General features: G+C 64.0%; 18 protein-coding genes and 1 pseudogene. 13 read left to right on the top strand and 6 right to left on the bottom strand.

What is annotated here, in order from left to right:
* The first annotated feature begins 10 nt into the window (after positions 1 to 10).
* The gene (locus P0D96_RS33650) at positions 11 to 1,051 is read left to right on the top strand and encodes an L-threonylcarbamoyladenylate synthase (protein ID WP_408181861.1); all 1,041 of its coding nucleotides are present in this window, start codon (positions 11 to 13) and stop codon (positions 1,049 to 1,051) included.
* Between the two features lie 779 nt (positions 1,052 to 1,830).
* Here the strand turns inward: P0D96_RS33650 and P0D96_RS33645 are convergent.
* The 3 genes from P0D96_RS33645 to dacB all read right to left on the bottom strand — a co-directional run bounded on the left by P0D96_RS33645 (position 1,831) and on the right by dacB (position 6,062).
* The gene (locus P0D96_RS33645) at positions 1,831 to 3,078 is read right to left on the bottom strand and encodes an SGNH/GDSL hydrolase family protein (RefSeq protein ID WP_408317911.1); all 1,248 of its coding nucleotides are present in this window, start codon (positions 3,076 to 3,078) and stop codon (positions 1,831 to 1,833) included.
* A gap of 94 nt (positions 3,079 to 3,172) precedes the next feature.
* Complete coding sequence (locus tag P0D96_RS33640) at positions 3,173 to 4,135, bottom strand: sterol desaturase family protein (protein WP_408182305.1); 963 nt, start codon at positions 4,133 to 4,135, stop codon at positions 3,173 to 3,175.
* Positions 4,136 to 4,322: 187 nt separating this feature from the next.
* Positions 4,323 to 6,062, bottom strand: a complete 1,740-nt coding sequence (dacB, locus tag P0D96_RS33635) for a D-alanyl-D-alanine carboxypeptidase/D-alanyl-D-alanine endopeptidase (RefSeq protein WP_408317908.1) — start codon at positions 6,060 to 6,062, stop codon at positions 4,323 to 4,325.
* Between the two features lie 221 nt (positions 6,063 to 6,283).
* Here dacB and P0D96_RS33630 point away from each other — a divergent pair, with 221 nt between their 5' ends.
* From P0D96_RS33630 to P0D96_RS33605, 6 genes are all read left to right on the top strand, one after another.
* Positions 6,284 to 6,946 carry a response regulator gene (locus tag P0D96_RS33630; protein ID WP_132373262.1) on the top strand — a complete coding sequence of 221 codons (663 nt, stop codon included), beginning with the start codon at positions 6,284 to 6,286 and terminating at the stop codon, positions 6,944 to 6,946.
* 4 nt (positions 6,947 to 6,950) lie between these two features.
* Positions 6,951 to 8,252 (top strand): ATP-binding protein, encoded by a 1,302-nt coding sequence (locus P0D96_RS33625; protein ID WP_408182301.1) that lies wholly within the window; start codon positions 6,951 to 6,953, stop codon positions 8,250 to 8,252.
* 156 nt (positions 8,253 to 8,408) lie between these two features.
* Positions 8,409 to 9,929: a DegQ family serine endoprotease gene (locus tag P0D96_RS33620; protein ID WP_132373266.1), complete on the top strand. Its 1,521-nt coding sequence runs from the start codon at positions 8,409 to 8,411 to the stop codon at positions 9,927 to 9,929.
* Between the two features lie 301 nt (positions 9,930 to 10,230).
* Entirely contained in the window at positions 10,231 to 10,725 is a 495-nt protein-coding gene (locus tag P0D96_RS33615) for a peptidase associated/transthyretin-like domain-containing protein (protein ID WP_408317906.1), read from the top strand.
* Positions 10,726 to 10,876: 151 nt separating this feature from the next.
* Positions 10,877 to 11,269: a DUF427 domain-containing protein gene (locus P0D96_RS33610; RefSeq protein ID WP_132373270.1), complete on the top strand. Its 393-nt coding sequence runs from the start codon at positions 10,877 to 10,879 to the stop codon at positions 11,267 to 11,269.
* A 33-nt stretch (positions 11,270 to 11,302) separates the two neighbouring features.
* Positions 11,303 to 12,064: an SRPBCC family protein gene (locus P0D96_RS33605; protein ID WP_132373272.1), complete on the top strand. Its 762-nt coding sequence runs from the start codon at positions 11,303 to 11,305 to the stop codon at positions 12,062 to 12,064.
* A 129-nt stretch (positions 12,065 to 12,193) separates the two neighbouring features.
* Here the strand turns inward: P0D96_RS33605 and P0D96_RS33600 are convergent.
* Positions 12,194 to 13,196: pseudogene (locus P0D96_RS33600) on the bottom strand (helix-turn-helix domain-containing protein).
* 167 nt (positions 13,197 to 13,363) lie between these two features.
* Between P0D96_RS33600 and P0D96_RS33595 the strand changes: the two are divergent.
* The gene (locus P0D96_RS33595; protein WP_408182296.1) at positions 13,364 to 13,996 is read left to right on the top strand and encodes a cysteine hydrolase family protein; all 633 of its coding nucleotides are present in this window, start codon (positions 13,364 to 13,366) and stop codon (positions 13,994 to 13,996) included.
* Positions 13,997 to 14,133: 137 nt separating this feature from the next.
* Here P0D96_RS33595 and P0D96_RS33590 read toward each other — a convergent pair whose 3' ends face one another.
* Entirely contained in the window at positions 14,134 to 14,793 is a 660-nt protein-coding gene (locus P0D96_RS33590; RefSeq protein ID WP_132376812.1) for a TetR family transcriptional regulator, read from the bottom strand.
* A gap of 430 nt (positions 14,794 to 15,223) precedes the next feature.
* On the opposite strand from P0D96_RS33590, the gene P0D96_RS33585 reads away from it, so the two are divergent.
* From P0D96_RS33585 to P0D96_RS33575, 3 genes are read left to right on the top strand one after another with little or no spacing between them, the layout of a single operon-like run.
* Positions 15,224 to 16,456 carry an efflux RND transporter periplasmic adaptor subunit gene (locus P0D96_RS33585; RefSeq protein ID WP_132373278.1) on the top strand — a complete coding sequence of 411 codons (1,233 nt, stop codon included), beginning with the start codon at positions 15,224 to 15,226 and terminating at the stop codon, positions 16,454 to 16,456.
* Positions 16,457 to 16,474: 18 nt separating this feature from the next.
* A complete protein-coding gene (locus P0D96_RS33580; protein WP_132373280.1) occupies positions 16,475 to 19,696 on the top strand; it encodes an efflux RND transporter permease subunit in 3,222 nt (1,073 codons plus the stop codon).
* Position 19,697: 1 nt separating this feature from the next.
* Positions 19,698 to 21,260, top strand: a complete 1,563-nt coding sequence (locus P0D96_RS33575; RefSeq protein ID WP_132373282.1) for an efflux transporter outer membrane subunit — start codon at positions 19,698 to 19,700, stop codon at positions 21,258 to 21,260.
* Positions 21,261 to 21,401: 141 nt separating this feature from the next.
* On the opposite strand, the gene P0D96_RS33570 is transcribed toward P0D96_RS33575, so the two are convergent.
* A complete protein-coding gene (locus P0D96_RS33570) occupies positions 21,402 to 22,811 on the bottom strand; it encodes a nucleobase:cation symporter-2 family protein (RefSeq protein WP_408317903.1) in 1,410 nt (469 codons plus the stop codon).
* 426 nt (positions 22,812 to 23,237) lie between these two features.
* Here P0D96_RS33570 and P0D96_RS33565 point away from each other — a divergent pair, with 426 nt between their 5' ends.
* Together P0D96_RS33565 and P0D96_RS33560 are read left to right on the top strand one after the other, a co-directional pair.
* A complete protein-coding gene (locus P0D96_RS33565) occupies positions 23,238 to 24,668 on the top strand; it encodes a xylulokinase (protein ID WP_408317901.1) in 1,431 nt (476 codons plus the stop codon).
* 226 nt (positions 24,669 to 24,894) lie between these two features.
* Complete coding sequence (locus tag P0D96_RS33560; protein ID WP_132373288.1) at positions 24,895 to 26,001, top strand: S-(hydroxymethyl)glutathione dehydrogenase/class III alcohol dehydrogenase; 1,107 nt, start codon at positions 24,895 to 24,897, stop codon at positions 25,999 to 26,001.
* Positions 26,002 to 26,013: the final 12 nt, after the last annotated feature.

Raw genomic sequence — 26,013 nt, 5'->3', positions numbered from 1 at the left:
CACAAGCGCCATGCCGGATCAACAGAAAGCCGCCGAGGGCGCATTGCCTGTGAGCGCCGTGCAGATCGAACACGCGGCGGCGCTGCTCGACGCGGGAGGCCTGGTCGCGTTTCCTACGGAGACGGTGTACGGTCTCGGCGGCGACGCCGAGAGTCCCGACGCGGTTGCGCGCATTTACGCGGCGAAGGGCAGGCCGGCGAATCATCCGGTGATCGTGCATCTCGCGCCGCAAGGCGATCCGAACTACTGGGTCGAGCATTTGCCCGCGGAGGCGCAGCGATTGATCGACGCGTTTTGGCCGGGGCCGCTCACGCTGATCCTCAAGCGCGCCGCGCGCATTCCTGCGGCAGTTAGCGGCGGGCAGGATTCAGTGGGGCTGCGCTGCCCGTCGCATCCTGTCGCGCAAGCATTGCTCGAGGCGTTCAGCGCATTGCGCAACGGGCATGGCGGCGTGGCGGCGCCGTCGGCGAATCGGTTCGGACATGTGAGCCCGACGACGGCGCAACATGTGCGCGACGAGTTCGGCGACGCGATTCATGTGCTGGACGGCGGCGCGTCGGACGTCGGTATCGAATCGACCATTCTGGATTTGTCGCGCGGCTTTCCGGCGCTGTTGAGGCCGGGGCGTGTGACCCCGCAAGATATCGCCGACGTGCTTGGCGAGGCGCCGCGCCTGCCGGACGGCTCGGATGCGACCGCGCCGCGGGCTTCCGGCACGCTGAAGGCGCACTACGCGCCGCGCACGCCGTTGGCGCTATTGCCGTTCGTCGCGCTGGAGGCTTTGCTTGCCGCGCGGCAAGAGGATGAGCGCGTGGCGTTGGTGGCGCGCGCGTCGCGTGCTGGGCATTGGGCCGATGCTGAAGGCGTGCATTTCATTGCTGCACCTGAAGATCCGCATGTCTATGCGCGTGAACTGTATGGCTTGCTGAGGGCTCTCGATCGCGCGAATGTCACGCGGATTCTGATTGAGAAGCTGCCGGATACGATTGAGTGGATCGCTGTTAATGATCGGTTAGGGCGCGCTGCGGCTGCTTTTGAAGCGCAAGGGTGATGGGTTGGGGTTTTTGCTCGTCGGGCGCTTTTTGTCTGGTTGCTTGCGGTGTTGGCCTTTCCTTGATTTGTTATTGGTCTATTAGCGTTGCCCCTGTGCGGGGCGGCACTTACTTTCTTTGCTTGCCGCAAAGAAAGTAAGCAAAGAAAGCGGCCCAAACCGCTAATTCTTAAGCGGGTCTCTCGCGCAGTCGCGGTAGTGGTGCATCTGGAATCCGTGTTCTCGCATATTCACCGTGACTGACAATGCGCTCATCAGCTCCCACTCCGCACTACGTGCGTCGCGGATGGGTATGCATGGGAAAACAAGGCTTCGCTTTGCGTCGCGGGACGAACGGCTTCGCTTCGCCGAGTCGGTAGTGCGCTCATAGGCAAATCCCAACTCTGCGCGAGTCCGGTGTGACGAAATCGCAGCGGGCGCAATGACAGTCCCTGCCGCCGGGCAATACGCGAGAGCAAAAACCAGCAGACGGTTTATGAAGTGTCCATCGGCGCGCGCAGCGCCGCCGGAAGAATGACTGCCTTGTCACTTGGGTGGAAAGTGCGACACGACGGATTCCAGATGTGCCACTACCATGACTGTGCGAGGGATCCGCTTATGAGCTGGCGGTGTGAAGCCGCTTTCTTTGCTTACTTTCTTTGCGGCAAGCAAAGAAAGTAAGTGCCGCCCCGCACAGGGGTGACGCTAATAGACCAATAACAAATCAAGGAAAGGCCAAAATCCCAGATCAAGAAAAGGCCACGCCGCAAACCCCCACCCGCAGCGCGGCCCTCCTCAATTTACTTCCCCAACCCAGTCGCTGCGATCTGCTGCTGCACATACTGCGCGAACAACGCGTGTAGATGCGTGCTCGGATGAACCGTATCCGCAAACATATAAGTCTGGTCAGCACCAGCCACCGTATAAGTCTGCGGCGAGCAGAACAGCGACGAGCCGAACTGCGCGCCATACTGAGCCGGCGTCAGCCCATTCGTCGCGCTCGGATTAGCTGTAGCGTACGCAGTTGCGTTGTTCTGCATCGACGTCAGGTTACAAGCCGTGCCGGTGTTGGATACCGTGAAGCCCAGCGCCTGGTAGTTCGGCAACTGCTGATCAATCCACGTGAACGCATCGGCCACGATGACCTTGCCCGTACCCACCAGACCGAGTGCCGTCAGGTTCTGGACCAGCAGGTAGTTATACGCCGCGGTAATCCCTGACAGCAGTGCAGCCGTGCCAGGCGTGCTCACGTTGGCTGCAACGCCGAGCGGCGTATTGCCGATGTCCGGCACCGTCGACACCACCACGTGAGTCGCGCCCGAGTTGACGATTTTCTGGACTTGCGCGGCGAGCTGGGTGGCGGCCTGCGCGATCTGCGGGTTGGCCAACTGCTGCAGGTAGCCGACGATGAACGCCACCTGGCCTGCCTGCGAGTTCGGCAGTTTGCCGGCCTGCACGAGCAGCGGATATTGCGTCTGTAGCGCGGCGCCGAGCGCCGTCAGATTGGCGGTGGTCCCCGCGAACTGGAAGATGTCGTTCGCACCGCCGTTGATCAGCACGAGCTGGTTAGCGTTGAAGCTCGTGTGCGCGCCCAGGTAGTTGGCCACCTGTGTCACCACCGGCACGGTCGTCGCGGCCATGTTGTTGGGCGCCCAACCTTGGCCTTGAGCATTGACGACGTCCGAGCCGCCTTGCGCATAGCCCAAGCCACCCGTTGCGACCAGCGGCTTGCCGAAGCCGCCGAGGTACGCTGCGGTCAACGTGTCGCCGTAGTACTCAGCGACCTTCTGGGTCCACACTTCACCCGGGTTCGTCGTGAAGCGGCCGCCGCCGAAGCTCCCCTGAATCACCGGCGCGTACGTGCCGACATCCGACAAGCTGTCGCCGAACGACACGACCTGCAATTTGACGCCGCCCGCAGGCGTGCTGCTCGCATTGTTGTTGTCGCTACCCCCGCCGCAAGCCGCGAGCAGGGCGAACGCCGTGCTGGCCATGGCGATCTGCGTCACGCGCAGCCAATGTTGTTTCCTCGATCCTGTTTGCTTCATGTTGACTACATCTCCTCGTATGTGTGGCCCTTATGCCATGTGTTGCAGGCAGCGCCCACCGCTTGAGCGGCGTGACGACAGCTTACAGAATCTTCTACGGCCTGCGTGGTGTTTGAAACGCGGCCGTATGGTCTTGCTTCACGCGAGTTGCCTCGCCTGAATTTTCACTTGAATCCACGCGCGATACCGATGAACCGGCGGCGCGCCGCGCGTGATAATCCGCAGCCCATGCGGGCGGCGCGAACAATGCGCGCAGCTTGTCGTGCCAGCCGCGCACGCTCGCGAAGTCGACGGCCATCGACGCCCATTCGTGAAACGTCGCCTTCAGCGGGTTGTAAGTGTGAAGCGGCTCGACGATGCCGTAGACCGGCGCATCGCGCGGATCTTCGTCGACGTAGCTGCCGAACAGGCGATCCCAGATCACCAGCACGCCGGCATAGTTGCGGTCGATATAGCGATCGTTGCGCGCGTGATGCACGCGATGGATCGACGGTGTGTTGACCACGTATTCGAGCCAGCCGAGTTTGCCGATGGCTTGCGTATGCACGAAAAACTGAAAGCCGAGATTGATCAGCACGATCGCGACAATCTGCGTCGGCGGAAAACCGAGCACGGCAAGCGGCGTCCAGAAGAGCCACATGCCCGCGATCGGATACATCAGGCTCTGGCGGAACGCGGTCGAAAAATTCATGCGCTCCGACGAGTGATGCACGACATGCGCGGCCCACAGCCAGCGCACGCGATGGCTGCAACGATGGAACACGTAGTAGAGCAGATCCTGAGCGACAAACAGCACGACGAACGAGACCCAGCTCGCCTGCCACGTGTAGACGCGATAGTGATCGTAGAAAAACGCGTAGACAGGGATGATGGCGAGCCACGCGAGCTTGTCGGCGGCTTGCTGCATCAGTGCGAGCGCGGCGTTGCAGAGCGTGTCGCGCCAGCTATAGAGTTGCGCGCCCGGCTGCGTGCGCCGCAGGTGCCACGCCTCCCAGCCGATGCATGCGAGAAAGACTGGCGCCATGGCGAGCAGCAGCAATTCGGCATCGAATTGCATTGTGTCTTCCTCCGTGGTCCCTGGCCGCCGCGCTGTGCGCAGCGGGTGTTGTCGTTATTGTTCGAGCGGGACCGTAACCGATGCACGGCCCCGGCGCCACGTCCAGCGTTTTACGCGCGTCTCAAACACTGCCCGACAGCGTACACGCTTAGGACGTTGCCGCGCGCGGCTTCGCTAGAAGGAACACTCAGTGAGCGCCACGCTTGTGCGGGTTTTTCCTGGGCTTGCTGCTGCGCGGTTCGACGACCGGATCGGAAACCTTGGTGAAGCCCTGCGATGGCCCCTGATACACCCATTCGAGCAGCGCATCGTGCGCGGCGCGCGCGGCTTCCGAATGCGGATCGTTGATCAGGCTGACGACCACGTAACTGTTACCGTCAGCCGACGCCACATAGCCCGCGATTGCCCGCACATCGCGCAAGGTGCCGGTCTTGATATGCGCATTGCCTCCCGCGCCCTGGTTGGTCAAGCGGTTGCGCATGGTGCCATCGACGCCCGCGATCGGCAGCGACTCCACGAACACTTGCGCGACCGGACTTGCGTTGGCCCGCTGCAGCAGATCGGCGAGCGCGAGCGCGGTGACGTGCTCGTCGCGTGAGAGGCCCGAGCCATTGTCGAGCGTCAGATACTCCATGTCGATGCTGTCGCGGCGCAGAAACGCCTGGATTGCACGCGCTGATTTGGCGGTCGTCGCGGGCCCTTTTTCCTCGGCTGCGCCGATCGTCAGGAACAGGTTGCGCGCCATCGTGTTGTTGCTGAACTTGTTGATGTCGCGAACGATGTCGGACAGCATCGGCCCCTGGTGCGTCGCCACCAGTTTGGCGCCGACGGGCACGGCGCCTTCGCGCGTCGCGCCGCTGAACGTCCCGCCGGTTTGCTGCCACAGCGCGAGAAAACCGCCCGCGAAAAACGCCGAGTGATCGAGCACCGCGACGTTGATCGTGCGCGGGCCGCAGCGCATCGAATAGTCGCCGTTGAACGAGGCCACGACGGTGCCGTTCGGCTGCGGCGTGACGGTCGGCGACACCGAGGCCGCGTCGCCGCGGCACGGGCCGTTCACCGCATGCATCTGGTTGTCGATCTGCAATTGCGCAAGCGCGGGCAACACATCGATCGCGACGCTGCCGTCCGGCGACGGTGTCAGCGTGAACGACAGCGATTTGAACGCGTACAGCAGCGGATCGGGGCCGACGTTGTACGGCGCGGTGGCGTCGTCGTCGAACGGCGGGAGGTCGCGCGTGGACGAATCGAAGTAGCGCTTGTCGAGCACCAGCGCGCCGTCGATGCCGCTGATGCCCGCCTTGTGGATCTTCTGCACGAGGTCGATCAGTTCTTCCGGCACGAGCTTCGGATCGCCCGTGCCTTGAATGTAGAGATTGCCATGCAGCACGCCGTTGGCGTCGATGGTGCCGTCCGCGTAGGCGCTCGTGCGCCAGCGGTAGTCGGGGCCGAGTATCGACAGGCCCGAGTAGGTGGTGACGAGTTTCATCGTCGAGGCGGGCATCATCGGCTTGCCCGCGTTCAGTGCGAGGATCGGCGTGCGGTCGCCGACTTTCTCCACGACCACGCTGATCGACGACAAGGGCACGTGCGCGCGCTGCAAGCCGACCATCACCGATTGCGGCAAGACAGTGGTGACGTTGACGCTCGGACGCGTGGCCTTGACGCGAGCCTGCGCGGCAAGCGGCAGCGACGCGCCGCAGCCGAGCGCGGCGCAAGCGAGCAGCCAGGCGCTCGCGCGCGGCGCGAACCGGCGCGGCAGACGAGTGGTGGAAGAAGTGGAAGCGGTCAAAGCAGAAGCGGTCAAAGCAGAAGCGGTCAAAGCAGAAGCGGTCAAAGCAGAAGCAGTCAAAGCAGAAGCGGAGCGCGGACGTAGGGCGACAGTGTTGAAGCGGCGTGCGAGAGAAGACAGAAAAGCGTGCGTCATGGACGGGCGAAAAAGCAAAATGTCAGGGCGTGGGGCACGCGGCAATCCCGGCGGCGCCGAAGGATCGCGTTGGCGCGCGGACAAAAATACCGGCCGCGCGAAGCAAAGCGCCCATTGTAGAGAGTTGCCGCCAGGCTGCGGTGGAAAATGCGCCACGCGGCGCGCATGGCGGGGGCGGGCGCTAGAATGCGGCATCATCGAACGATTCGGAACGGATAACCATGCGCATCTTGCTAGTCGAAGACGACCGGATGATCGCCGAAGGCGTGCGCAAGGCACTGCGCGGCGAAGGCTTCGCGGTCGACTGGGTGGAAGACGGGGAAGCCGCGCTCAGCGCGGCGGGCAGCCAGCCTTACGATCTCGTGCTGCTCGACCTGGGCCTGCCCAAACGCGACGGTCTCGACGTGCTGCGCACGCTGCGCGCGCGCGGCCATGCGCTGCCGGTGCTGATCGTGACCGCGCGCGACGCCGTGGCGGATCGCGTCAAAGGCCTCGACGCCGGCGCCGACGATTACCTGGTCAAACCTTTCGATCTCGACGAACTCGGCGCCCGCATGCGCGCACTGATCCGGCGTCAGTCGGGGCGCAGCGATTCGACCATCCGCCACGGCAACCTGACGCTCGATCCCGCGTCACATCAGGTGACGCTCGACGGCGCGCCGGTCGCGTTGTCGGCGCGTGAATTCGCGCTGCTCGAGGCGTTGCTCGCGCGGCCTGGCGCCGTGCTCTCGAAGAGCCAGCTCGAAGAAAAAATGTACGGCTGGGGCGAGGAGATCGGCAGCAATACCGTCGAGGTCTACATTCACGCGCTGCGCAAGAAACTCGGCGCGGACCTGATCCGCAACGTGCGCGGTCTGGGCTACATGATCGCGAAGGACGCCTGAGCCGATGCGTTCGATTCGCCGTCAATTGCTGGTCTGGCTGCTGGCGCTGGTGCTGCTCGGCGTCGGCATCGCGGGTTGGCTCATCTACCGGCAAGCGCTTGCCGAAGCCAACGAACTCTTCGATTACCAGTTGGAGCAGATCGCCGCCGCGCTGCCGTCGGAACCGTTCTCGCAAGTGCTCGGTTCGCGCGACACCGGCGACGAAGGCATCGTGCTGCAGATCTGGAATCGCAACGGCGTGCTGATGTACTACTCGCGTCCGCGTGCGCCGCTCGCGCCGCGCGCCGAACTCGGCTTTTCGACCGAGCACACGGAGCGCGGCGAGTGGCGCGTGTATGGCGCGATCGTCGGCGATAACGTGGTGCAGCTGGCGCAGCCGGTTTCCGTGCGCAACCGGCTCGCAGCAAATGTCGCGCTGCGTACGCTGTGGCCGTTGATCGTGCTGCTGCCGTTGCTGGGACTCGCAGTGTGGGTGGTTATCGGACGCGGACTCAGGCCATTGCGGCGCGTGACCAGCGCGCTCGACGCGCGTCACCCCGAGGCGCTCGATCCGTTGCCGGACCAGCGTCTGCCGCTCGAAGTGCAGCCGCTCGTACGCGCGCTGAACGGTCTGCTCGAAAGACTCGCGACCGCGCTCGATATCCAGAAAGCATTTGTCGCCGACGCCGCGCATGAATTGCGTACGCCGCTCGCCGCCGTGCAGATTCAGGCGCAACTGGTGGCGCGCGCGAAGGACGACGCCGGCCGCAGCGAAGCGCTCGCCGATCTGCAAGCCGGCGTGACGCGCGCCACGCGTCTTGCCGAACAACTGTTGGCGCTCGCGCGTTCCGAACCGGACGGCCTCGCCGCCACCAACGCGATCGATCTGCGCGCGCTGCTGCAGGAGTGCGTGGTGGCTTACGCGCCGCTTGCGCTGAATCGCGGCGTCGATCTCGGCATCGAGGCGACCGAATCCGCCACCGTGATCGGCGATGCCGACGCGCTGCGCGTGATGTTCAACAATCTGGTGGATAACGCGACCAAATACACGCCACGCGGGGGACGCGTGGATGTCGGCCTGCATGTCGAAGAGGGCCACCCGGTCGTGCGGATCGCCGACAGCGGACCGGGGATCGAGCCGGCCGAACGCGATCGCGTGTTCGACCGTTTCTATCGCGCGGGTGCCGGCGCGAATCGCGTGCGTACCGACGTGGCGGGCAGCGGTCTGGGTCTGGCGATCGTGCGCCGCATCGCCGTGCAGCATCATGCTGCCGTGTCGCTCGACGAATCACCCGCAGGTGGCTTGCAGGTCACCGTGCGTTTCTGAAGGCAACGGGTTCTGTTCGTAAAGAGGCTTAAACGAGGCTTAAACAGGCCTCAAAATCAGGATGAAAGCGATCTGTCGCTGCTTAAGACTCTTTTAAGCGATGCCACGTACGCTTCGAGACATCCAAAGTCTCTTTCTCCCAGTCAGGAGTACACGATGAACGCGAAAACCTTGTCCCGCAGCGCTGTTGCCGTAGCCGTCGCTGTAGCGCTTTCCGCCGGCTATGTGGCGGGGCATCGCGACGTGCCCGCGCCGCAGGTGATCTCGCCGGCGCAGGCCGCGATGATGCCCGCTGAAGCCGCCGCCAAAACCGGCATTCCCGATTTCTCGGGCCTCGTCGAAACCTACGGTCCGGCCGTGGTGAACATCAGCGCGAAGCACGTCGTCAAGCAGACGGCGCTGCGCGGCAATCCCGGCAATGGCAACGGCGGCGGCAATCAGTTGCCGATCGATCCGAGCGATCCGTTCTACCAGTTCTACAAGCACTTCTTCGGCGGCATGCCGGGCATGCAAGGCGGCGGCGACGGCGGCGATGCGCCCGATCAGCCGAGCGCGAGCCTGGGCTCGGGATTCATCGTCAGCAATGACGGTTACATCCTGACCAATGCGCACGTGGTGGACGGCGCCAACGTCGTCACCGTGAAGCTGACCGACAAGCGCGAATTCCGCGCGAAGGTGGTCGGCGCCGACAAGCAGTCCGACGTTGCCGTGCTGAAGATCGACGCAAGCAATCTGCCGACCGTGAAGATCGGCGATCCGCGTCAGAGCAAGGTCGGCCAGTGGGTCGTCGCGATCGGCTCGCCTTACGGTTTCGACAACACGGTGACCTCGGGCATCATCAGCGCGAAGTCGCGCTCGCTGCCTAACGAAAACTACACGCCGTTCATTCAGACCGACGTACCGGTGAACCCTGGCAATTCGGGTGGACCGCTCTTCAATCTGCAAGGCGAAGTGATCGGTATCAATTCGATGATCTATTCGCAGACGGGCGGTTTCCAGGGCCTTTCGTTCGCCATCCCGATCAATGAGGCGATCAAGGTCAAGGACGACATCGTCAAGACCGGTCACGTGAGCCGCGGCCGTCTCGGCGTGGCGGTGCAGGGCATGAATCAGACGCTCGCCAATTCGTTCGGCATGCAGAAGCCGCAAGGCGCGCTGGTCAGCTCGGTCGATCCGGGCGGCCCGGCGGCCAAGGGCGGTTTGCAGCCGGGCGACGTGATCCTGTCGGTGAACGGCGAACCGGTCGGCGACTCGTCCGATCTGCCGTCGCAGGTCGCGGGTCTGGCGCCGGGCACTTCGGCGACCGTGCAGGTCTGGCGCGACAAGGCCACCAAGGACCTGAAGGTAACCATCGGCTCGTTGTCGGATGCGAAGGTCGCCTCGGACAAGGCCGATCAGCCGGCCCAGATGCAAGGCCGGCTCGGCGTGGCGGTGCGGCCGCTGACGCCGGAAGAGAAGAGCGGCGCGTCGGTCTCGCACGGTCTGCTGGTGCAGCAATCGGGCGGCGCGGCGGAAAGCGCCGGCATCCAGCCGGGCGACGTGATTCTCGCGGTCAACGGCCGGCCCATTTCGAGCGTCGATCAACTGAAGCAGGTGATCGCCAGTGCCGGCAACAGCATCGCGTTGCTGATCCAGCGCGACAACGCGCAGATCTTCGTGCCAGTCGATCTCGGCTGATGAGCCGCGCGGGCTGGATGGCCCGATCGGTCGTCCGGCTGGCAGTTTGACCGACGCTCCGCTCATCCGCCCGCGAATTGAAGTAATGCTTGCCGGTCCGTTGCAGTTACTGCCAGCGGATCGGCAATTTTCATTTATATCCTGGCATCGAAGTAAGGCGCTGCGCGCCACCCGGTGCGGCGCGCGGCGGTTTCCAGATGACGCGGCCGGCAGCTTGGCACGCAGGTTGCGTCTGCCCTGATCCGGGCCCATCGCGGGATCCCGGGGAAGCAGGGATAAGACCTCAACAAGGAGCAAACCGATGAAAACCCAACGCAATCAGCGAAGGATCGTAGCCGCTGCGGTTACCGCAGCGCTCACGCTCGGTCTGGCGGGTGGCGCGTATGCACAGGCAAGCGATACGACCGGCGGCACGACTACCGATGAAACCAGCGCGGGCAACGCCAATGGCGGCGGCCTGCCGCAAATCCAGCAGCAGGGCGACGTCTCGTTCGTGTCGGGCGGCGTCGGTCTCGACGAATCGAAGGCATTGCAGCAGGCGCAAAGCCAGTGGCCGCTGTCGCTGCGCTTCACGGGGCCGGGTTCCGACTTTCTCGCCGACGTTCACGTGCGCGTGGTCGATGCGCACAACGGCGAAGTGCTGAGCACCACGTCGCGTGGGCCGTACATGCTGGTCAGGCTCCGGCCGGGCCGCTACACGGTCCATGCGCAATACAAGGATCGCGACCAGTCCAAACCGGTGACGATCCCGGCCAAGGGCACCGCCAAGACCGCGTTCTACTGGAACACTCAATAAGCACGACGCCGTTCTGCGCGGCGATGTGGTCAGCGCCGCACGCCATGCAGGAAGGCCGCGCACTCGGCCGGACTTTGGTCGATAATGAAGCCACGGGCACATCCCGTGGCTTTACTGTTTGCACGACCGCACACCATCACGGAGCCGAGACATGAGCGATGCCTTGACACCTCACGGGAGCCCCGGCGCGAGCGCGGGCGGGCACACCATCGCGATCACCGGCAACAATCACCGGGTGCGCGTGATCCACGGCGGCGTGACCATGGCCGATACGCAGGCGGGGCTGACACTGTCGGAAACCGGTCTGCCGGACGTGTTCTATTTCCCGCGTTCGGACGTGAACATGGCCCGGCTCGAACGCTCGACGCACAGCTCGCACTGTCCGTTCAAAGGCGACGCGTCGTACTTCCATCTGCGCACGGAAGACGGCCTGATCGAGAACGCCGTGTGGAGTTATGAAACGCCGCTCGAGTCGGCGATGAAGATCAAAGGGTATCTCGCGTTTTACGCATCGCGCGTCGACCGCATCGATCAGACGTCTTGATCCCGCTGTCGCGCGTTCATCGGGGAGGCTGCCATGGAACTGAACGACGCGTTACGGATTCCGCTTGCGCCGTCCGACGTCTGGGACGCGTTGCAAGACCTTGCGCTACTGCGCGCCAGCCTCGACAACTGCGAGTCGTTCACACGCTTTGCGCACGGCGAATACGAACTGATCATGACCGTGCCGCTCGGCCCGCTGCGCGCGCGCTACCAGGCGCGTGCCCATGTGGCCGGCCAGGATTCCGGGCCCGCGGACGCGCAGCGCCGCACCATCAACTTCAAAGCCCGCGCCGAAGGCATCGGCGCATTACGCGGCCAGATCGAAGTGCGCTTGCGCGCGGACGAAAGCACGCACGGCGCCGATCGGGAGCGCGGCACGCGGATCGATTACACGATCTGGGCAACCTCCTCCGGCCCGCTTGCCGAACTGCCGACGCGGCAACTCGAAAACGCGCTGCATCAACTGGCCGACGACTTTTTCACCGAGTTCGACGCCGTCGTGCGCGCCAAGCATGGGCAAGGTCCGAATCGCGCGCGGGGTTCGGCGGTGCGCCGCCAGCATGTGTTCTTGCGGCCTATCACGCTCGGCAGCATGGCGCGGCGCGTGCGGTCGGATCACGGCAATGCGCTGCCTGGGCGTGCGGCCAGCGCGGCGCACGGAAGCGCACATGGTGTGTCGCACGGGGTCCCGCATCACGAGCCCAGTCCGCACGCGGTCCCGAACTGGGCCTGGGCCGCGATGATCTTTCTGGTCGCGCTGCTGTTGTATGTGGCGCGCTGGCTTAGCGAGCATTGATTTTCGAGCTTGCCGTAGTTGTGGCGCGCGCTGTGGGTTGCGCCGCTGTCGCGCCGATGCGACTACGAAATCCCGGTGGCTTGCTACGAAACGTCGTCGGCTGAAGCGTCGCACTTGCCGTGCCCACACTCACACGCCGCGAAACTCCCTTCTCCATGCCGACGGCGACGTGCGGAACGCCTCCGCGAAATGTTGCCGTAACGAAGCGGTCGAGCCGAAGCCCGCAATCCCCGCGATCGCTTCCACCGACTCGTCGGTGCTCTCCAGCAATTGCTGCGCGCGAGCGAGCCGCTGCGCCAGCAGCCATGCGCCGACGGTCGTGCCGGTGGCGAGCCGGAAGCGTCGCGTGAAGGTGCGGCGGCCCCATCAGCGCGCGCCCGGCCAGCGTGTCGAGCGAATGCGGCAACGCCAGATTTCCGCTCACCCAATCGAGCAGGCCCGACAGCCGGTCGCCGCGCACGTTCGGCGGCATTGGCTGCTGAACGTATTGCGCCTGATTGCCTTGTCGATGCGGCGGCACGACCAGCCGGCGCGCCACGTGATTCGCGACGTCAGCGCCGCACATCTTGCGCATCACATGCAGGCAGCAGTCGAGGCCGGCGGCGGTGCCGGCCGAGGTCAGCACGTTGCCGTCGTCGACATACAGCACGTTGGGGTCCAGCCGCACGCGTGGGTAGCGGCGCGCGAAGTCGTCGGCCCACGCCCAGTGCGTCGACGCCGGACGGCCGTCGAGGATGCCGGCGGCCGCGAGTACGAACGCGCCCAGGCAAAGCCCGACCAGTTGCGCGCCGCGGGCGTGGGCGGCGCGCAACGCGTCGAGCAGCGCGGCGGGCGGCGTTTCAGCTGGGTCGCGCCAACTCGGCACGATGATCGTGTCGGCGTCGGCGAGCGCTTCGAGTCCATGCGTGACGGCGATCGAAAAGCCGGCGGTCGTGGTGAGCGCGCCCGTTTCGGCGGCGCAGACGCGGAAGTCGAAGCCCGGCACGCCGCCGCCGCTGCGGTCCTCACCGAACACCACGCACGGTACCGAAAGATGGAACGGACTGATGCGGTCGAACGCGACCACCGCGACAACGTGGCGGGCCGGTTCGCCGCGTGCCGCGGCAGAGGAAGCGGAAGCGGGCGTGGCCATCGATCACCTCGTGAGATCCGTCGATGGCCCGATTCTAGCGAATCTTGTCATTCGGGTCGCTGTCGTGAAGTGGGCCGTGGAGGAAGAATGCAGTCATCGTCGCTGCTCTGCCGAGTCCAAACCGGAACCGTCCGCGCGGCCCCTTTACCCGACCGAGGAGTCTTGCCATGACCACACCGCGCCGCGCGCTGATCGTCATCGATGTACAGAACGAATACGTGACCGGCGATCTGCCGATCGAATACCCGGACGTGCATAGCTCGCTCGCCAACATCGGCCGCGCGATGGATGCGGCGCGGGCCGCCGGCGTGCCGGTGGTGGTCGTGCAGAACTTCGCGCCGGCCAGCTCGCCGTTGTTCGCGCGTGGCAGCAGCGCGGCGGAGCTGCATCCGGTGGTGGGCGAGCGGGCTCGCGATCATTACGTGGAGAAGTCGCTGCCAAGCGCTTTCACCGGCACCGATCTGGCCGATTGGCTCGCCGCGCGCCAGATCGACACGCTGACCGTGACCGGTTACATGACCCACAACTGCGACGCGTCGACCATCAACCACGCGGTTCACTCAGGGCTTGCTGTCGAATTCCTGCACGACGCGACGGGTTCGGTGCCGTATGAGAACAGCGCGGGTTTCGCCAGCGCGCAGGACATCCACCGGGTGTTCAGCGTAGTGCTGCAATCGCGCTTCGCGGCAGTGGCGAGCACGGAGGAGTGGATCGCGGCGGTGCACAGCGGAGCGCCGCTGGAGCGCGGCAATATCTACGCGTCGAACCAGAAGGCGCGCGCCACGCGGGCCGCGGCGTAAAAACGTCGCGGGCGGCGGCCGCTTCGAGCGTCTGCTATATAAGGATGCGGCACCACGCCGCTGCGCATGAAACGAAGGCGGCCGGGTTGCTCACCCGACCGCCTTTTTTGCATAGGCCCCGTGCGCCAGACAGATAACTAACCGCCGCCCGTCCGCTGTGCATGCCCGTTGCGCAACGCTGGGCTCAGCTTCAGCGCGTCGAACATCCCTTCGACCATCTGCACGGCATGGGCGCCGAAATCCGTGGCGTCGGGCAGAAACAACATGTCGCGCAGCGAGCCGCTGACAAACGCATGCACCATCGCCGCGGCCAGCTTCGTATCCAGATCCACGGGCAGTTGCCCCTTGGAGATGGCGTTGCGCAGACCCCCCTCGATTTTCTTGAGCCCTTCGCGCATGTTGGTCTGATAGCGGACCATCACCGGGCCCATTTCCTCGACCAGCTCGCATTTCAGAAACAGGATGTCGAACACCCGCCGGCGACGCGGGTCATTGGCGGTGTCGCGCAGACAGACCGTGCAGATTTCCATCAGACGCCCAAGCGGATCGGGCTCGTTGGGATCTTGCGAAGCGGCTTTGAGTTCGTCCAGCGGCAAAAGTACGCGGTCGAACATTTCCGTGAACAGATCGCTCTTATGTGCGAAGTGCCAGTAGATGGCACCGCGTGTGACGCCGGCGGCCTGCGCGATGTCGGCAAGCGACGTGCGCGATACGCCTTTCTCGAAGAAAACCCGTTCGGCCGCGTCGAGAATGCTGTTGCGCGTCTCCTGCGCCTCTTCTTTGGTTCTTCTGACCATGTTGGAATGACCTGCCCTGATTGTGGGGTTTTCCCGAGCGTTTTTAAGTACGCCCGATGACAATCCGTCTCCCGTTGAGCGAATTGTGAAGCGTTCTTGCAAGCCCCCCGCCAGCAAGAGATATAAACGCACTTTTACATGCATTCGTGAATGTATATATAATAGCATCCCACGATCGGATAGCCCAAGCCGTGACGAAACGTTAATATCCGTCACTGTTGCCTTTCAAAACGCTCTTCGCGCCGTGCCCAGACGGGCGGCGCCGTGCGGCATTTCCCCGGTATGGCGCATTTCGCTCAGGATGCCCTGCAGGTTCGGTGTGCTTCCGCGGGTGTCCGGTCAAGCGTCGCAAGACGCATGTGTGCGCTGTCGTCCCCGGGGTAGGGATGCGCGCACTTTTTCATTCTCAGTCTTTGACAGAGGTCGCTCCATGCGCGTCGAACGGGTTCCATTCCGCTTAATTAGTGCCGCGACGGCTGCCGTATTGCTGGCAGCGTGCGGACCAAAACAATCTGCTCCGCCGCAACAAACGCCCGAAGTTGGGGTCGTCACCGTCCAGCCGACGGCCGTGCCCGTCGTCACCGAATTGCCGGGCCGCACCAGTGCGTTCCTCGTCGCGCAAGTGCGCGCACGGGTCGACGGCATCGTGTTGCGCCGCGAGTTTACGGAAGGCAGCCAGGTCAAAGCAGGCCAACGTCTGTACAAGATCGATCCGGCACCGTACATCGCCACGCTGAATAACGCCAAGGCGACGCTGGCGAAGGCTCAGGCCAACCTCGTGTCGACCACCGCGCAGGCCAATCGCTTCAAGGTGCTGGTTGCCGCCAACGCGGTCAGCAAGCAGGACTACGACAATGCAGTGGCCTCGGAAGGCCAGGCCGCGGCTGACGTCGCCGCGGGCAAGGCGGCAGTCGACACGGCGCAGATCAATCTCGGCTATACGGATGTCGTGTCGCCGGTGAGCGGCCAGGTCGGCATCTCGCAGGTCACGCCCGGTGCTTACGTGCAAGCAAGCGCCGCTACGCTGATGGCCACCGTGCAGACGCTCGATCCGGTCTATGTGGACCTGACGCAATCGAGCCTCGACGGTCTGAAGCTGCGCCGCGACATGCAGGAAGGGCGCCTGAAGACCACGGGTCCGGACGCCGCCAAGGTGTCGCTGATTCTCGAAGACGGCCGCACCTATTCGGAGAAGGGCAAGCTGCAGTTCACCGACGTGACGGTCGACCAGGGCACCGGTTCGGTCACGGTGCGCGCGCTCTTCAAGAATGCGGACAACGTGCTGCTGCCGGGCATGTTCGTGCGCGCGCGCATTGAAGAGGGCGTCAACGACCACGCGCTCGTCGTGCCGCAAGTCGGCGTCACGCACGACCAGAAGGGTCAGCCGACCGCGCTGGTCGTCGGTAACGACAACAAGGTCGTGTTGCGTCAGCTGGTGACCTCGGGCACGTACGGTTCGAACTGGGTGGTCGAAAGCGGCCTGAATCCGGGCGACCGCGTGATCGTGCAGGGCACCGACAAGGCGAAACCCGGCATGCAGGTCAAGGCCGTTGCCGCGCAACTTCCCGCCACACCCGCTTCCGGCGCAGCTGTTCAGGGCGCGCCGGCCGCCAGCGGTGCTGCGCAGACGGCACAGCCTGCCTCCGCCGCATCGGGCGCGTAATAACAGGGAGCCCGCCTCATGGCAAAGTTCTTCATTGATCGCCCGATTTTTGCATGGGTGATCGCCATTATTCTGATGCTCGCGGGTATCGCGTCGGTCTTCACGTTGCCGATCGCGCAATACCCGACCATCGCGCCGCCGGCTGTGCAGATCAGCGCAACGTACCCGGGCGCATCGGCGAAGACGGTGGAAAACACCGTCACGCAGGTGATCGAGCAGCAGATGAGTGGTCTCGACCACTTGCTGTATCTGTCGTCCACCTCGGACGACTCGGGTACGGCAACCATCACGCTGACGTTCGCCGCCGGCACCAATCCTGACATCGCGCAGGTGCAGGTGCAGAACAAGCTGCAGCTCGCCACGCCGCTGTTGCCGCAAGCCGTGCAACAGTTGGGCACCAAGGTCACGAAGTCGAGCAGCAGCTTCCTGCTGGTCATGGCGTTCGTGTCCGAAGACGGCAGCATGAGCAAGTACGACCTGGCGAACTACGTCGCGTCGAACATTCAGGATCCGGTCAGCCGTATCGACGGCGTGGGCACGGTGACGCTGTTTGGTTCGCAGTACGCCATGCGGGTCTGGCTGGACGCGAACAAGCTGACCAACTTCGGTTTGACGCCGGTGGATGTAGAAGCCGCGCTGACGGCGCAGAACGTGCAGGTCGCGGGCGGTTCGCTCGGCGGCACGCCGTCGGTGCCGGGCCAGGTGCTGCAGGCCACTATCACGGAAGCCACGCTGCTCAACACGCCTGAACAGTTCGGCAACGTGCTGCTGAAGGTGAACCCGGACGGCTCGCAAGTCCGCATCAAGGACGTGGCGCGCATCGAGCTGGGTGGCGAAAACTACAACTTCGACACCAAGTACAACGGTCAGCCGACGGCAGGCTTCGGTATTCAGCTCGCTACCGGCGCGAACGCGCTGGCCACCGCCAAGGCGGTGCGCGCGAAGGTCGCCGAGCTGTCGAAGTACTTCCCGCACGGTCTGGTGGTGCAGTATCCGTACGACACCACGCCGTTCGTGCGCCTGTCGATCGAAGAAGTGGTCAAGACGCTGCTCGAAGGTATCGTGCTGGTGTTCCTGGTCATGTACCTGTTCCTGCAGAACCTGCGCGCCACGCTGATCCCGACGATCGCCGTGCCGGTGGTGCTGCTGGGCACGTTCGCGATCATGGGTCTGGTGGGCTTCTCGATCAATACGCTGTCCATGTTCGGGCTGGTGCTCGCCATCGGCTTGCTGGTGGACGATGCGATCGTGGTGGTGGAAAACGTCGAGCGGGTGATGCAGGAGGAGGGCTTATCGCCTCGTGACGCAACCCGCAAGGCAATGGATCAGATTACCGGCGCGCTGGTCGGCGTGGCGCTCGTGCTGTCTGCGGTGTTCGTGCCGGTGGCGTTCTCGGGCGGCTCGGTCGGCGCAATTTACCGGCAGTTCTCGCTGACGATCGTGGCGGCGATGGTGCTGTCCGTGCTGGTCGCGTTGATTCTGACGCCGGCATTGTGCGCGACGATCCTCAAGCCGATCGAAAAGGGTCACGAGGAAAAAACCACCGGCTTCTTCGGCTGGTTCAACCGCACCTTCAACAAGAGCCGCGACAAGTATCACTCGGGCGTGCACCACGTGATCAAGCGCTCGGGCCGTTGGCTGATCATCTATATGGTGGTGATCTTCGCGGTCGGCCTGCTGTTCGTGAAGTTGCCGAAGTCGTTCCTGCCTGACGAAGACCAGGGCACGATGTTCGTGCTGGTGCAAACGCCGTCGGGCTCGACGCAGGAAACTACGGCGCGCGCGCTCAAGGACGTGTCCGACTACCTGCTCAATACCGAGAAGAGCATCGTCGAATCGACCTTCACGGTGAACGGCTTCAGCTTCGCCGGTCGCGGTCAGAACGCGGGTCTCGTGTTCGTGCGGATGAAGGATTACTCGCAACGCCAGCACTCGGATCAGAAGGTGCAGGCGCTGGTGGGCCGTCTCTTCATGCACTTCGGCAGCTACAAGAATGCGCTGGTGTATCCGGTGAATCCGCCTTCGATTCCTGAACTCGGTACGGCCGCGGGCTTCGACTTCGAATTGCAGGATCGCGCGGGCGTCGGTCACGAAAAGCTGATGGAAGCACGCAACATGTTGCTGGGCATGGCGGCGAAAGATCCGACGCTGGCTCAGGTGCGTCCGAACGGCCTGAACGACACGCCGCAGTTCAAGGTGGACATCGACCACGAGAAGGCTTCGGCGCTCGGTGTGTCGCTGGCCGCGATCGACCAGACGTTCTCGATCGCGTGGGCGTCGCAGTACGTGAACAACTTCCTCGATACCGACGGCCGGATCAAGAAGGTGTATCTGCAAGGCGATGCTCCGTTCCGTATGAAGCCGGAAGACCTGAACGCGTGGTACGTGCGCAATACCGCGGGTGGCATGGTGCCGTTCTCGTCGTTCGCCAGCGGCACGTGGACCTACGGTTCGCCGAAGCTGGAACGCTACAACGGTATTTCCGCGGTGGAAATCCAGGGGGCGGCGGCACCGGGCAAGTCGACCGGTCAGGCCATGACCGCCATGGAAGCACTCGTGGCGAAGCTGCCGGCGGGTGTCGGCTACGAATGGACGGGCCTGTCGTTGCAGGAACGCCAGTCCGGTTCGCAGGCGCCGATTCTGTACGGCATCTCGATCCTGGTCGTGTTCCTGTGTCTCGCGGCGCTGTATGAAAGCTGGTCGATCCCGTTCTCGGTGATCATGGTGGTGCCGCTCGGCGTGATCGGTGCACTGCTGGCCGCCACGCTGCGCGGGCTCGAGAACGACGTGTTCTTCCAGGTGGGTCTCCTGACCACGGTGGGTCTGTCGGCGAAGAACGCGATTCTGATCGTGGAATTCGCCCGCGAGCTGCAGCAGGGTGAAGGCATGGGGCCGATCGAGGCCGCGCTTGAAGCAGCGCGTCTGCGGTTGCGTCCGATTCTGATGACCTCGCTCGCGTTCATTCTCGGCGTGATGCCTCTCGCGATCAGTAACGGCGCGGGTTCGGCCAGCCAGCACGCGATCGGTACCGGCGTGATCGGCGGGATGTTGACGGCGACCTTCCTCGCCATTTTCATGATCCCGATGTTCTTCGTCGTGATCCGCGCGAAATTCGGCGGTGAGAAGGAAGACCCGGATGAGGCGCTCGCACACTACAACCAGCATCATCCGCATGATCCGCAAAGCGGCGGTTCGGCTGGCGGGTCGGCTGATGAAGGCTCGGGCAAGGACGGACATTGAGATGCAAAAACACTCTCTGATTGCAGTGGCGGTCGCGCTGTTCGCCGCGGGTTGCACGATGGCGCCGAAGTACGAGCGCCCCCCCGTGCCCACGACGAGCACCTTCCCGACCGGCGGCGTGTACGACACGCAGCCGGGCGCGACCCAGCCCGACGCGACCCCGGCGGGCAACCAACAGCCCGGTGCGACAAATGCTGCGCGCAGCGCCAACGGCCAGGCCGCGGCGGATATCGGGTGGCGCGATTTCTTCGTCGATCCGCGCATGCAGCGGCTGATCGAGATCGCGCTGAAGAACAACCGCGATCTGCGCGTGTCGGTGCTGAACATGCAGGCGTCGGCGGCGCAGTTCCGGATCGTTCGCGCCGGTCTGCTGCCCACGCTCGACGCCGCGGCTTCGCAAAGCAAATCGCGTACGCCGAAAGACCTGTCGTTCTTCGACCAGACGATTTCCAACTCGTACTCGGTCGGTCTGAACGCGTCGTGGGAAATCGACTTCTTCGGGCGGATTCAGAGCCTGAAGGACCAGGCGTTGGCGCAGTACCTGGCCACGGCTCAGGCGCGCAAGGCGGCAGAAATCTCGCTGGTCTCGCAGGTGGCGAACCAGTACATGACGGTGCTCGAACTCGACGATCTGTTGAAGGTCACGCAGAACACGCTGAAGACCTCGCAGGAATCGTATCGAATCGCCAAGCTGCAGTTCGACAACGGTACGGGTTCGGAACTGGATCTGCGTCAGTCGCAAACCGTGGTCGAGCAGGCTTTGGCCAACCTGCAGCAGCAACAACGTCTGCGGGCTCAGGCGGATAACGCGCTCGTGCTGCTGATCGGCGAGCCGCTGCCGGACGATCTGCCGCCGGGCATGCCGCTGGACAACCAGAATCTCCTCACGGATATTCCGGCGGGTCTGCCGTCCGATCTGTTGACGCGTCGTCCGGACATCATGGAGGCCGAAGAGAATCTGCTGGCCGCCAACGCGAACATCGGCGCAGCGCGCGCGGCGTTTTTCCCGAAGGTCTCGCTGACCGGCAGCTTCGGTACGCTGAGCCCGTCGCTCGGCGGTCTGTTCAAGCCGGGTTCGGCGGCGTGGAGTTTCGCGCCGTCGATCACGTTGCCGATCTTCGAGGGCGGACAGAATCTCGCCAACCTCGATCTCGCCAACATCCAGAAGAAAGTCCAGATCGCCACGTATGAAAAGGCGATCCAGTCAGCCTTCCGCGATGTGGCAGACGGACTGGCGGCACGCGGTACGTACGATCAGCAGATCCAGGCGCTGGAGCGCAATACCTTTGCGGAACAGCGCCGGCTGGATCTGTCGAATCTGCGTTACACGAACGGCGTCGACAGTTATCTGGCGGTGCTGATCGCGCAGACCGATCTGTATCAGGCGCAGCAGTTGCTGGTGGTTGCCCGCATGGAACGTCTGCAGAACCTCGTGACGTTGTATCAGGCACTCGGCGGCGGCTGGATCGAACGCAACGGCGAGCAGCCGCGTCCGGCCGACGCACCGGTCGACTACGGTGCGGCGAGCGCGCCGGTGGCGGCTTCGGCGGCCACGGCGAGTTAAGACGTGTTGTAGCTTCGGGCGCGTAGGGCGGGTTTCAGTTTCAGGAAAGCCGCCCTACGCAGCCGGTAATAAAAAACGCCACGGCATGCCGTGGCGTTTTCTTATGCAGCGACGCTCGCGCGGCGCCTCGTTGCGTGCCGCTCAGTGCACGTCGGCTGCGCGCAGCATGTCGTCGCCTCGCGGTTCGTTGCCGCCGCGTCCGTCGAAATCATGCCCGCCGCTGCGAATTTCGCACTGTGCCTTCTTCTCGCTCTTCACGCCGTTGAAGATCAGGTTCAGCACGACCGCCGACACCGAAGCCAGCAGAATCCCGCTGTGCAGCAGCGGCGAGAGCGCCGGCGGCAGCTTCGAGAAGAAGTGCGGCGACACCACCGGCACGAGACCCAGGCCGATACTGACCGCGACGATGAACAGGTTGTGGTGGTTCTTCACGAAGTCGACCTTCGACAGCACCTTGATGCCGTTCGCCGCGACCATGCCGAACATCACGATGCCCGCGCCGCCGAGCACGAAGGCCGGCACCGACGCGACCACTTGCGCCATCTTCGGGAACAGGCCCAGCAGCACCAGGATCACGCCGCCCATGGCGCAGACAAAGCGGCTCTTCACGCCGGTCACGCCGATCAGGCCGACGTTCTGCGAGAACGAGGTATGCGGGAACGAGTTGAAGATGCCGCCGATCAACGTGCCCAGGCCGTCGACGCGCAGACCGCGCACCAGCGTCTTCTGATCCACCGGACGGTCCACCATGTCGCCGACCGCGAGGAACATGCCGGTCGATTCGATGAAGGTGACGAACATCACGGTGACCATCGTCGCGATCGACAGCGGATCGAAGTGCGGCAGGCCGAAGTGGAACGGCATGACGAAGCCGACCCACGGCGCGTGCGTGACGCCTTCCATGTTGACGCGGCCGAGCGCCAGCGCAATCACGAAGCCCGCGACAATGCCGAGCAGCACCGAGATATTGGCGAGGAAGCCCTTGGCGAACTTGTTGATCAGCAGAATCAGCATCAGCACGATCAGCGAGAGGCCGAGATAGACCGGGTTGCCGTAATCGGGATTGCCCACGCCGCCGGCCGCCCAGTTGATGCCGACTTCCATCAGCGACAAACCGATTACCGAGATCACCACGCCGATCACGACCGGCGGGAAGAAGCGCAGCAATTTGCCGACCGCCGGCGCGAGCAGGATGCCGACGACACCGGCCGCGATCGTCGAGCCGAAGATGTCGAGAATGCCGAGCGAGGGATTGGTGCCGATCGCGACCATCGGACCGACGGCCGCGAACGTGCAGCCCATGATGACCGGCAGACGGATGCCGAAAATCCACAGCCCGAGCGTCTGAATCAACGTGGCGATGCCGCACGAGAACAGATCGGCGCTGATCAGGAACGCGATCTGGTCTTTCGGCAACTTGAGCGCCGCGCCGATGATCAGCGGCACCGCGACTGCACCGGCATACATCACCAGAACGTGCTGAATGCCGAGCGTGAGCAACTGGCCTGCGGGCAGTCGTTCGTCGCACGGGTGAACCGTGTTCGATTGCATATCGTCTGTCTCCACCATCTGAGTTTTTGGGATGGCTCCAAGGTATCGGGGACTAAAAAGCACAACAAGACCACTGGGGCCTATTCCGGCATTCCCGGTGACGATATGCGTGGGGGCCGTTTGAAAGCCAAAAGAAATGTACGGACCTCGTCCATCGGCGGTCAGCCCCTTGCAGTGGCGATGTGAGGCCGCGCGTCGCTCGAGCCCGGCTTGACGCGATATGTGTGAGAATCAATGAGGTGTATCTCGCTCACCGCATAGTGCTGTTTTGATGCGGCTCGCGGCGCGGGCGGGTTAACCCGCGATTTGGGATTTTCGGCGTGCGTTTGCGTGCGTTTCCCAAGCGCTGCGCCCACGCGGAAAAATACGCTTTTCGGGCAGCTTTCGCGTGCTCATATCCATCCTCAATTTGACGCTCTATCGCCCATGAGTTTTCTCGGCATCGACCTCGGCACCGGTTCCCTCAAAGTAGCAATCGTCGACGAGAACGGTCGCGAGCAGGCGGTGGCGAGCGTCGCTTATCCAATCGAAACGCCGCATGCGGGTTGGGCGGAAACCTCGGTGCAAACATGGTGGCGCGCGCTATGTGAAGCCGCCGCGCGTTTACCTGATGGATTGCGCCGCGATGTGCGCGCCATCGGCTTTTCCGGACAGATGCACGGCGTCGTGCTGATCGACGCAGCGGGCGAGGCCGTGCGGCCCGCCATGCTATGGCCCGACACGCGCGCGCTGGCCTTGCTCGATGCGTGGCCCGAGCCGCAACCGAATCCGGTTGCGCCCGGCATGGCCGGTCCGCTGCTGTGCTGGATCGTGCTGCACGAACCGCAGTCCGCGAGCCGCACGCGTTGGGCGCTGCAACCGAAAGACTGGCTGCGCGTCGCGTTGGGCGGCGCGGTGGCGACCGATCCGTCCGACGCCTGCGCGACCGCGCTTGCCGATCCAGCTGGCGTGTGGGACGCGGGACTGCTCGACCGGCTCGAGATTCCGCGTGAGTGGTTCGCGCCGTTGGCGCCATCTTATGCGGCGGGTGGCGTGCTGTCGGAGAGTGCGGCGCAGGCGCTGGGTTTGCGTGCCGGCATCGTGCTCGCGACCGGCGCGGCCGATACGCCTTGCGCCGCACTTGGCAGCGGATTGGCGCACGACGGCGACGCGTTGCTGACCACCGGCACTGGCGGACAGATCGTCGTGCTGGCCGAGCACGCGCCCGCGGCGGTCAAGGGCTTGCATCGTTATCGCGCGGCAAGCGATCACTGGTATCGGATGGCGGCGATGCAGAACGTCGGCATCGCGCTCGAACGAGCGCGCGGGTGGCTGTCGTATGAATGGACCGATGCGTATCGTGATGCGTTCGCCGATACGACGAGTGCATCGGGCCTCACGTTCTTGCCTTACCTCACAGGCGAACGCACGCCCTGGCTCAACCCGATGGCGCGCGGCGGCTGGCTCGGGCTCGCCCTCGATCACACGCGCGGCACGATGATGCGCGCCGCGTTCGAAGGCGTCGCGTTCTCGCTGCGCGCCGGGCTCGACGCGATTCGCGCGAGCGGCGCGACGGTGACGGCGTTGAAGCTCGCAGGAGGCGGTTCCGTCGACGCACGTTGGCGCCAGTTGCTCGCTGATGCACTGAATGTCGAACTGCACGCAGTGGATTGTCCGAACGCGGCGCCGCGTGGCGCGGCCATCCTGGGCGGCCTCGCGAGCGGGCACTGGCACGCGCGCGATCTCGCCGCGCTCGCGCCGGGTGCGACGCGTGTCGCGGGTCCGCAAGGCGACGCGGCGCTCGCCGAGCGCTATGCGCGCTTTCTCGATCTCTACGCACGAGTCGAAACATGGTTCACGGACACGCCGTCGCGGTGAGCGAAGGTCATGTCAGGTTCAGACAATGCCGTGACGCACTTTGCAATACCATGACGTTTCTCGCGCGCTAAGGTATAGCCCGGCGCACTGCGCCGACTGGCCGCGACCACGTCCGCCCTTCGTGTGGCGCACAAATGAACCGCAGCACCGAATCGCAACACATGCGCGCCGCAACGTGGTCCGCCGCGGCGCGCCTAGCCTTGACAGACTCACAGGAGCATTCACGATGAAGACCAAAGCAGCAATCGCATGGAAAGCCGGCGCGCCGTTGACGATCGAGGAAGTCGATCTGGAAGGGCCGCGCGCCGGTGAAGTCCTGATCGAAGTGAAGGCCACGGGCATCTGCCACACCGATTACTACACGCTCTCCGGCGCGGACCCGGAAGGCATCTTCCCGGCGATTCTCGGCCATGAAGGCGCGGGCGTGATAGTCGATACCGGTCCCGGCGTTGGCACGCTGAAGAAGGGCGATCACGTCATTCCGCTCTACACGCCCGAGTGCCGCCAGTGCAAATTCTGTCTGTCGCGCAAGACCAATCTCTGTCAGGCGATCCGTTCGACGCAAGGCAAGGGTTTGATGCCGGACTCGACCTCACGCTTCTCACTGGATGGCAAGCCGCTGTTTCACTACATGGGCACGTCCACGTTTTCGAACTATATCGTCGTGCCGGAAATCGCGGTCGCGAAAGTGCGTGAAGACGCGCCGTTCGACAAGATCTGCTACATCGGTTGCGGTGTGACGACAGGTGTCGGTGCTGTCGTGTATTCGGCGAAGGTCGAGGCGGGCGCGAACGTGGTGGTGTTCGGTCTCGGCGGCATCGGGTTGAATGTGATCCAGGGCGCGAAGATGGTCGGCGCGGACAAGATCATCGGCGTCGACATCAATCCGGGCCGCGTCGAACTCGCGAAGAAGTTCGGCATGACGCACTTCATCAACCCGAATGAAGTCGAGAACGTGGTCGATCACATCGTGCAACTCACCGATGGCGGCGCGGACTATTCGTTCGAATGCATCGGCAACACCAAGGTGATGCGTCAGGCGCTCGAATGCACGCACAAGGGCTGGGGGCAGTCGTTCATCATCGGTGTAGCGGCGGCGGGAGAAGAGATCAGCACGCGTCCGTTCCAACTGGTGACGGGCCGCGAGTGGAAAGGCTCAGCGTTCGGCGGCGCACGTGGCCGCACCGACGTGCCGAAGATCGTCGACTGGTACATGGAAGGCAAGATCAATATCGACGATCTGATCACGCACCGTTTGCCGCTCGAACGCATCAACGAGGGCTTCGATCTGATGAAGAAGGGCGAGTCGATCCGCTCGGTCGTGCTGTACTAAACGGGGAGCTTC

It is taken from the genome of Paraburkholderia sp. RL17-347-BIC-D (assembly GCF_046027915.1).
Taxonomy (GTDB): Bacteria; Pseudomonadota; Gammaproteobacteria; order Burkholderiales; family Burkholderiaceae; genus Paraburkholderia.
This window is presented reverse-complemented; position numbering and strand designations above follow the sequence as displayed.

Bases quoted from the DNA above. Each gene is read 5' to 3' on its own strand.
- P0D96_RS33650 (WP_408181861.1), top strand. From the start codon at position 11: ATGCCGGATCAACAGAAAGCCGCCGAGGGCGCATTGCCTGTGAGCGCC.
- P0D96_RS33645 (WP_408317911.1), bottom strand. From the start codon at position 3,078: ATGAAGCAAACAGGATCGAGGAAACAACATTGGCTGCGCGTGACGCAG.
- P0D96_RS33640 (WP_408182305.1), bottom strand. From the start codon at position 4,135: ATGCAATTCGATGCCGAATTGCTGCTGCTCGCCATGGCGCCAGTCTTT.
- dacB (WP_408317908.1), bottom strand. From the start codon at position 6,062: ATGACGCACGCTTTTCTGTCTTCTCTCGCACGCCGCTTCAACACTGTC.
- P0D96_RS33630 (WP_132373262.1), top strand. From the start codon at position 6,284: ATGCGCATCTTGCTAGTCGAAGACGACCGGATGATCGCCGAAGGCGTG.
- P0D96_RS33625 (WP_408182301.1), top strand. From the start codon at position 6,951: ATGCGTTCGATTCGCCGTCAATTGCTGGTCTGGCTGCTGGCGCTGGTG.
- P0D96_RS33620 (WP_132373266.1), top strand. From the start codon at position 8,409: ATGAACGCGAAAACCTTGTCCCGCAGCGCTGTTGCCGTAGCCGTCGCT.
- P0D96_RS33615 (WP_408317906.1), top strand. From the start codon at position 10,231: ATGAAAACCCAACGCAATCAGCGAAGGATCGTAGCCGCTGCGGTTACC.
- P0D96_RS33610 (WP_132373270.1), top strand. From the start codon at position 10,877: ATGAGCGATGCCTTGACACCTCACGGGAGCCCCGGCGCGAGCGCGGGC.
- P0D96_RS33605 (WP_132373272.1), top strand. From the start codon at position 11,303: ATGGAACTGAACGACGCGTTACGGATTCCGCTTGCGCCGTCCGACGTC.
- P0D96_RS33595 (WP_408182296.1), top strand. From the start codon at position 13,364: ATGACCACACCGCGCCGCGCGCTGATCGTCATCGATGTACAGAACGAA.
- P0D96_RS33590 (WP_132376812.1), bottom strand. From the start codon at position 14,793: ATGGTCAGAAGAACCAAAGAAGAGGCGCAGGAGACGCGCAACAGCATT.
- P0D96_RS33585 (WP_132373278.1), top strand. From the start codon at position 15,224: ATGCGCGTCGAACGGGTTCCATTCCGCTTAATTAGTGCCGCGACGGCT.
- P0D96_RS33580 (WP_132373280.1), top strand. From the start codon at position 16,475: ATGGCAAAGTTCTTCATTGATCGCCCGATTTTTGCATGGGTGATCGCC.
- P0D96_RS33575 (WP_132373282.1), top strand. From the start codon at position 19,698: ATGCAAAAACACTCTCTGATTGCAGTGGCGGTCGCGCTGTTCGCCGCG.
- P0D96_RS33570 (WP_408317903.1), bottom strand. From the start codon at position 22,811: ATGCAATCGAACACGGTTCACCCGTGCGACGAACGACTGCCCGCAGGC.
- P0D96_RS33565 (WP_408317901.1), top strand. From the start codon at position 23,238: ATGAGTTTTCTCGGCATCGACCTCGGCACCGGTTCCCTCAAAGTAGCA.
- P0D96_RS33560 (WP_132373288.1), top strand. From the start codon at position 24,895: ATGAAGACCAAAGCAGCAATCGCATGGAAAGCCGGCGCGCCGTTGACG.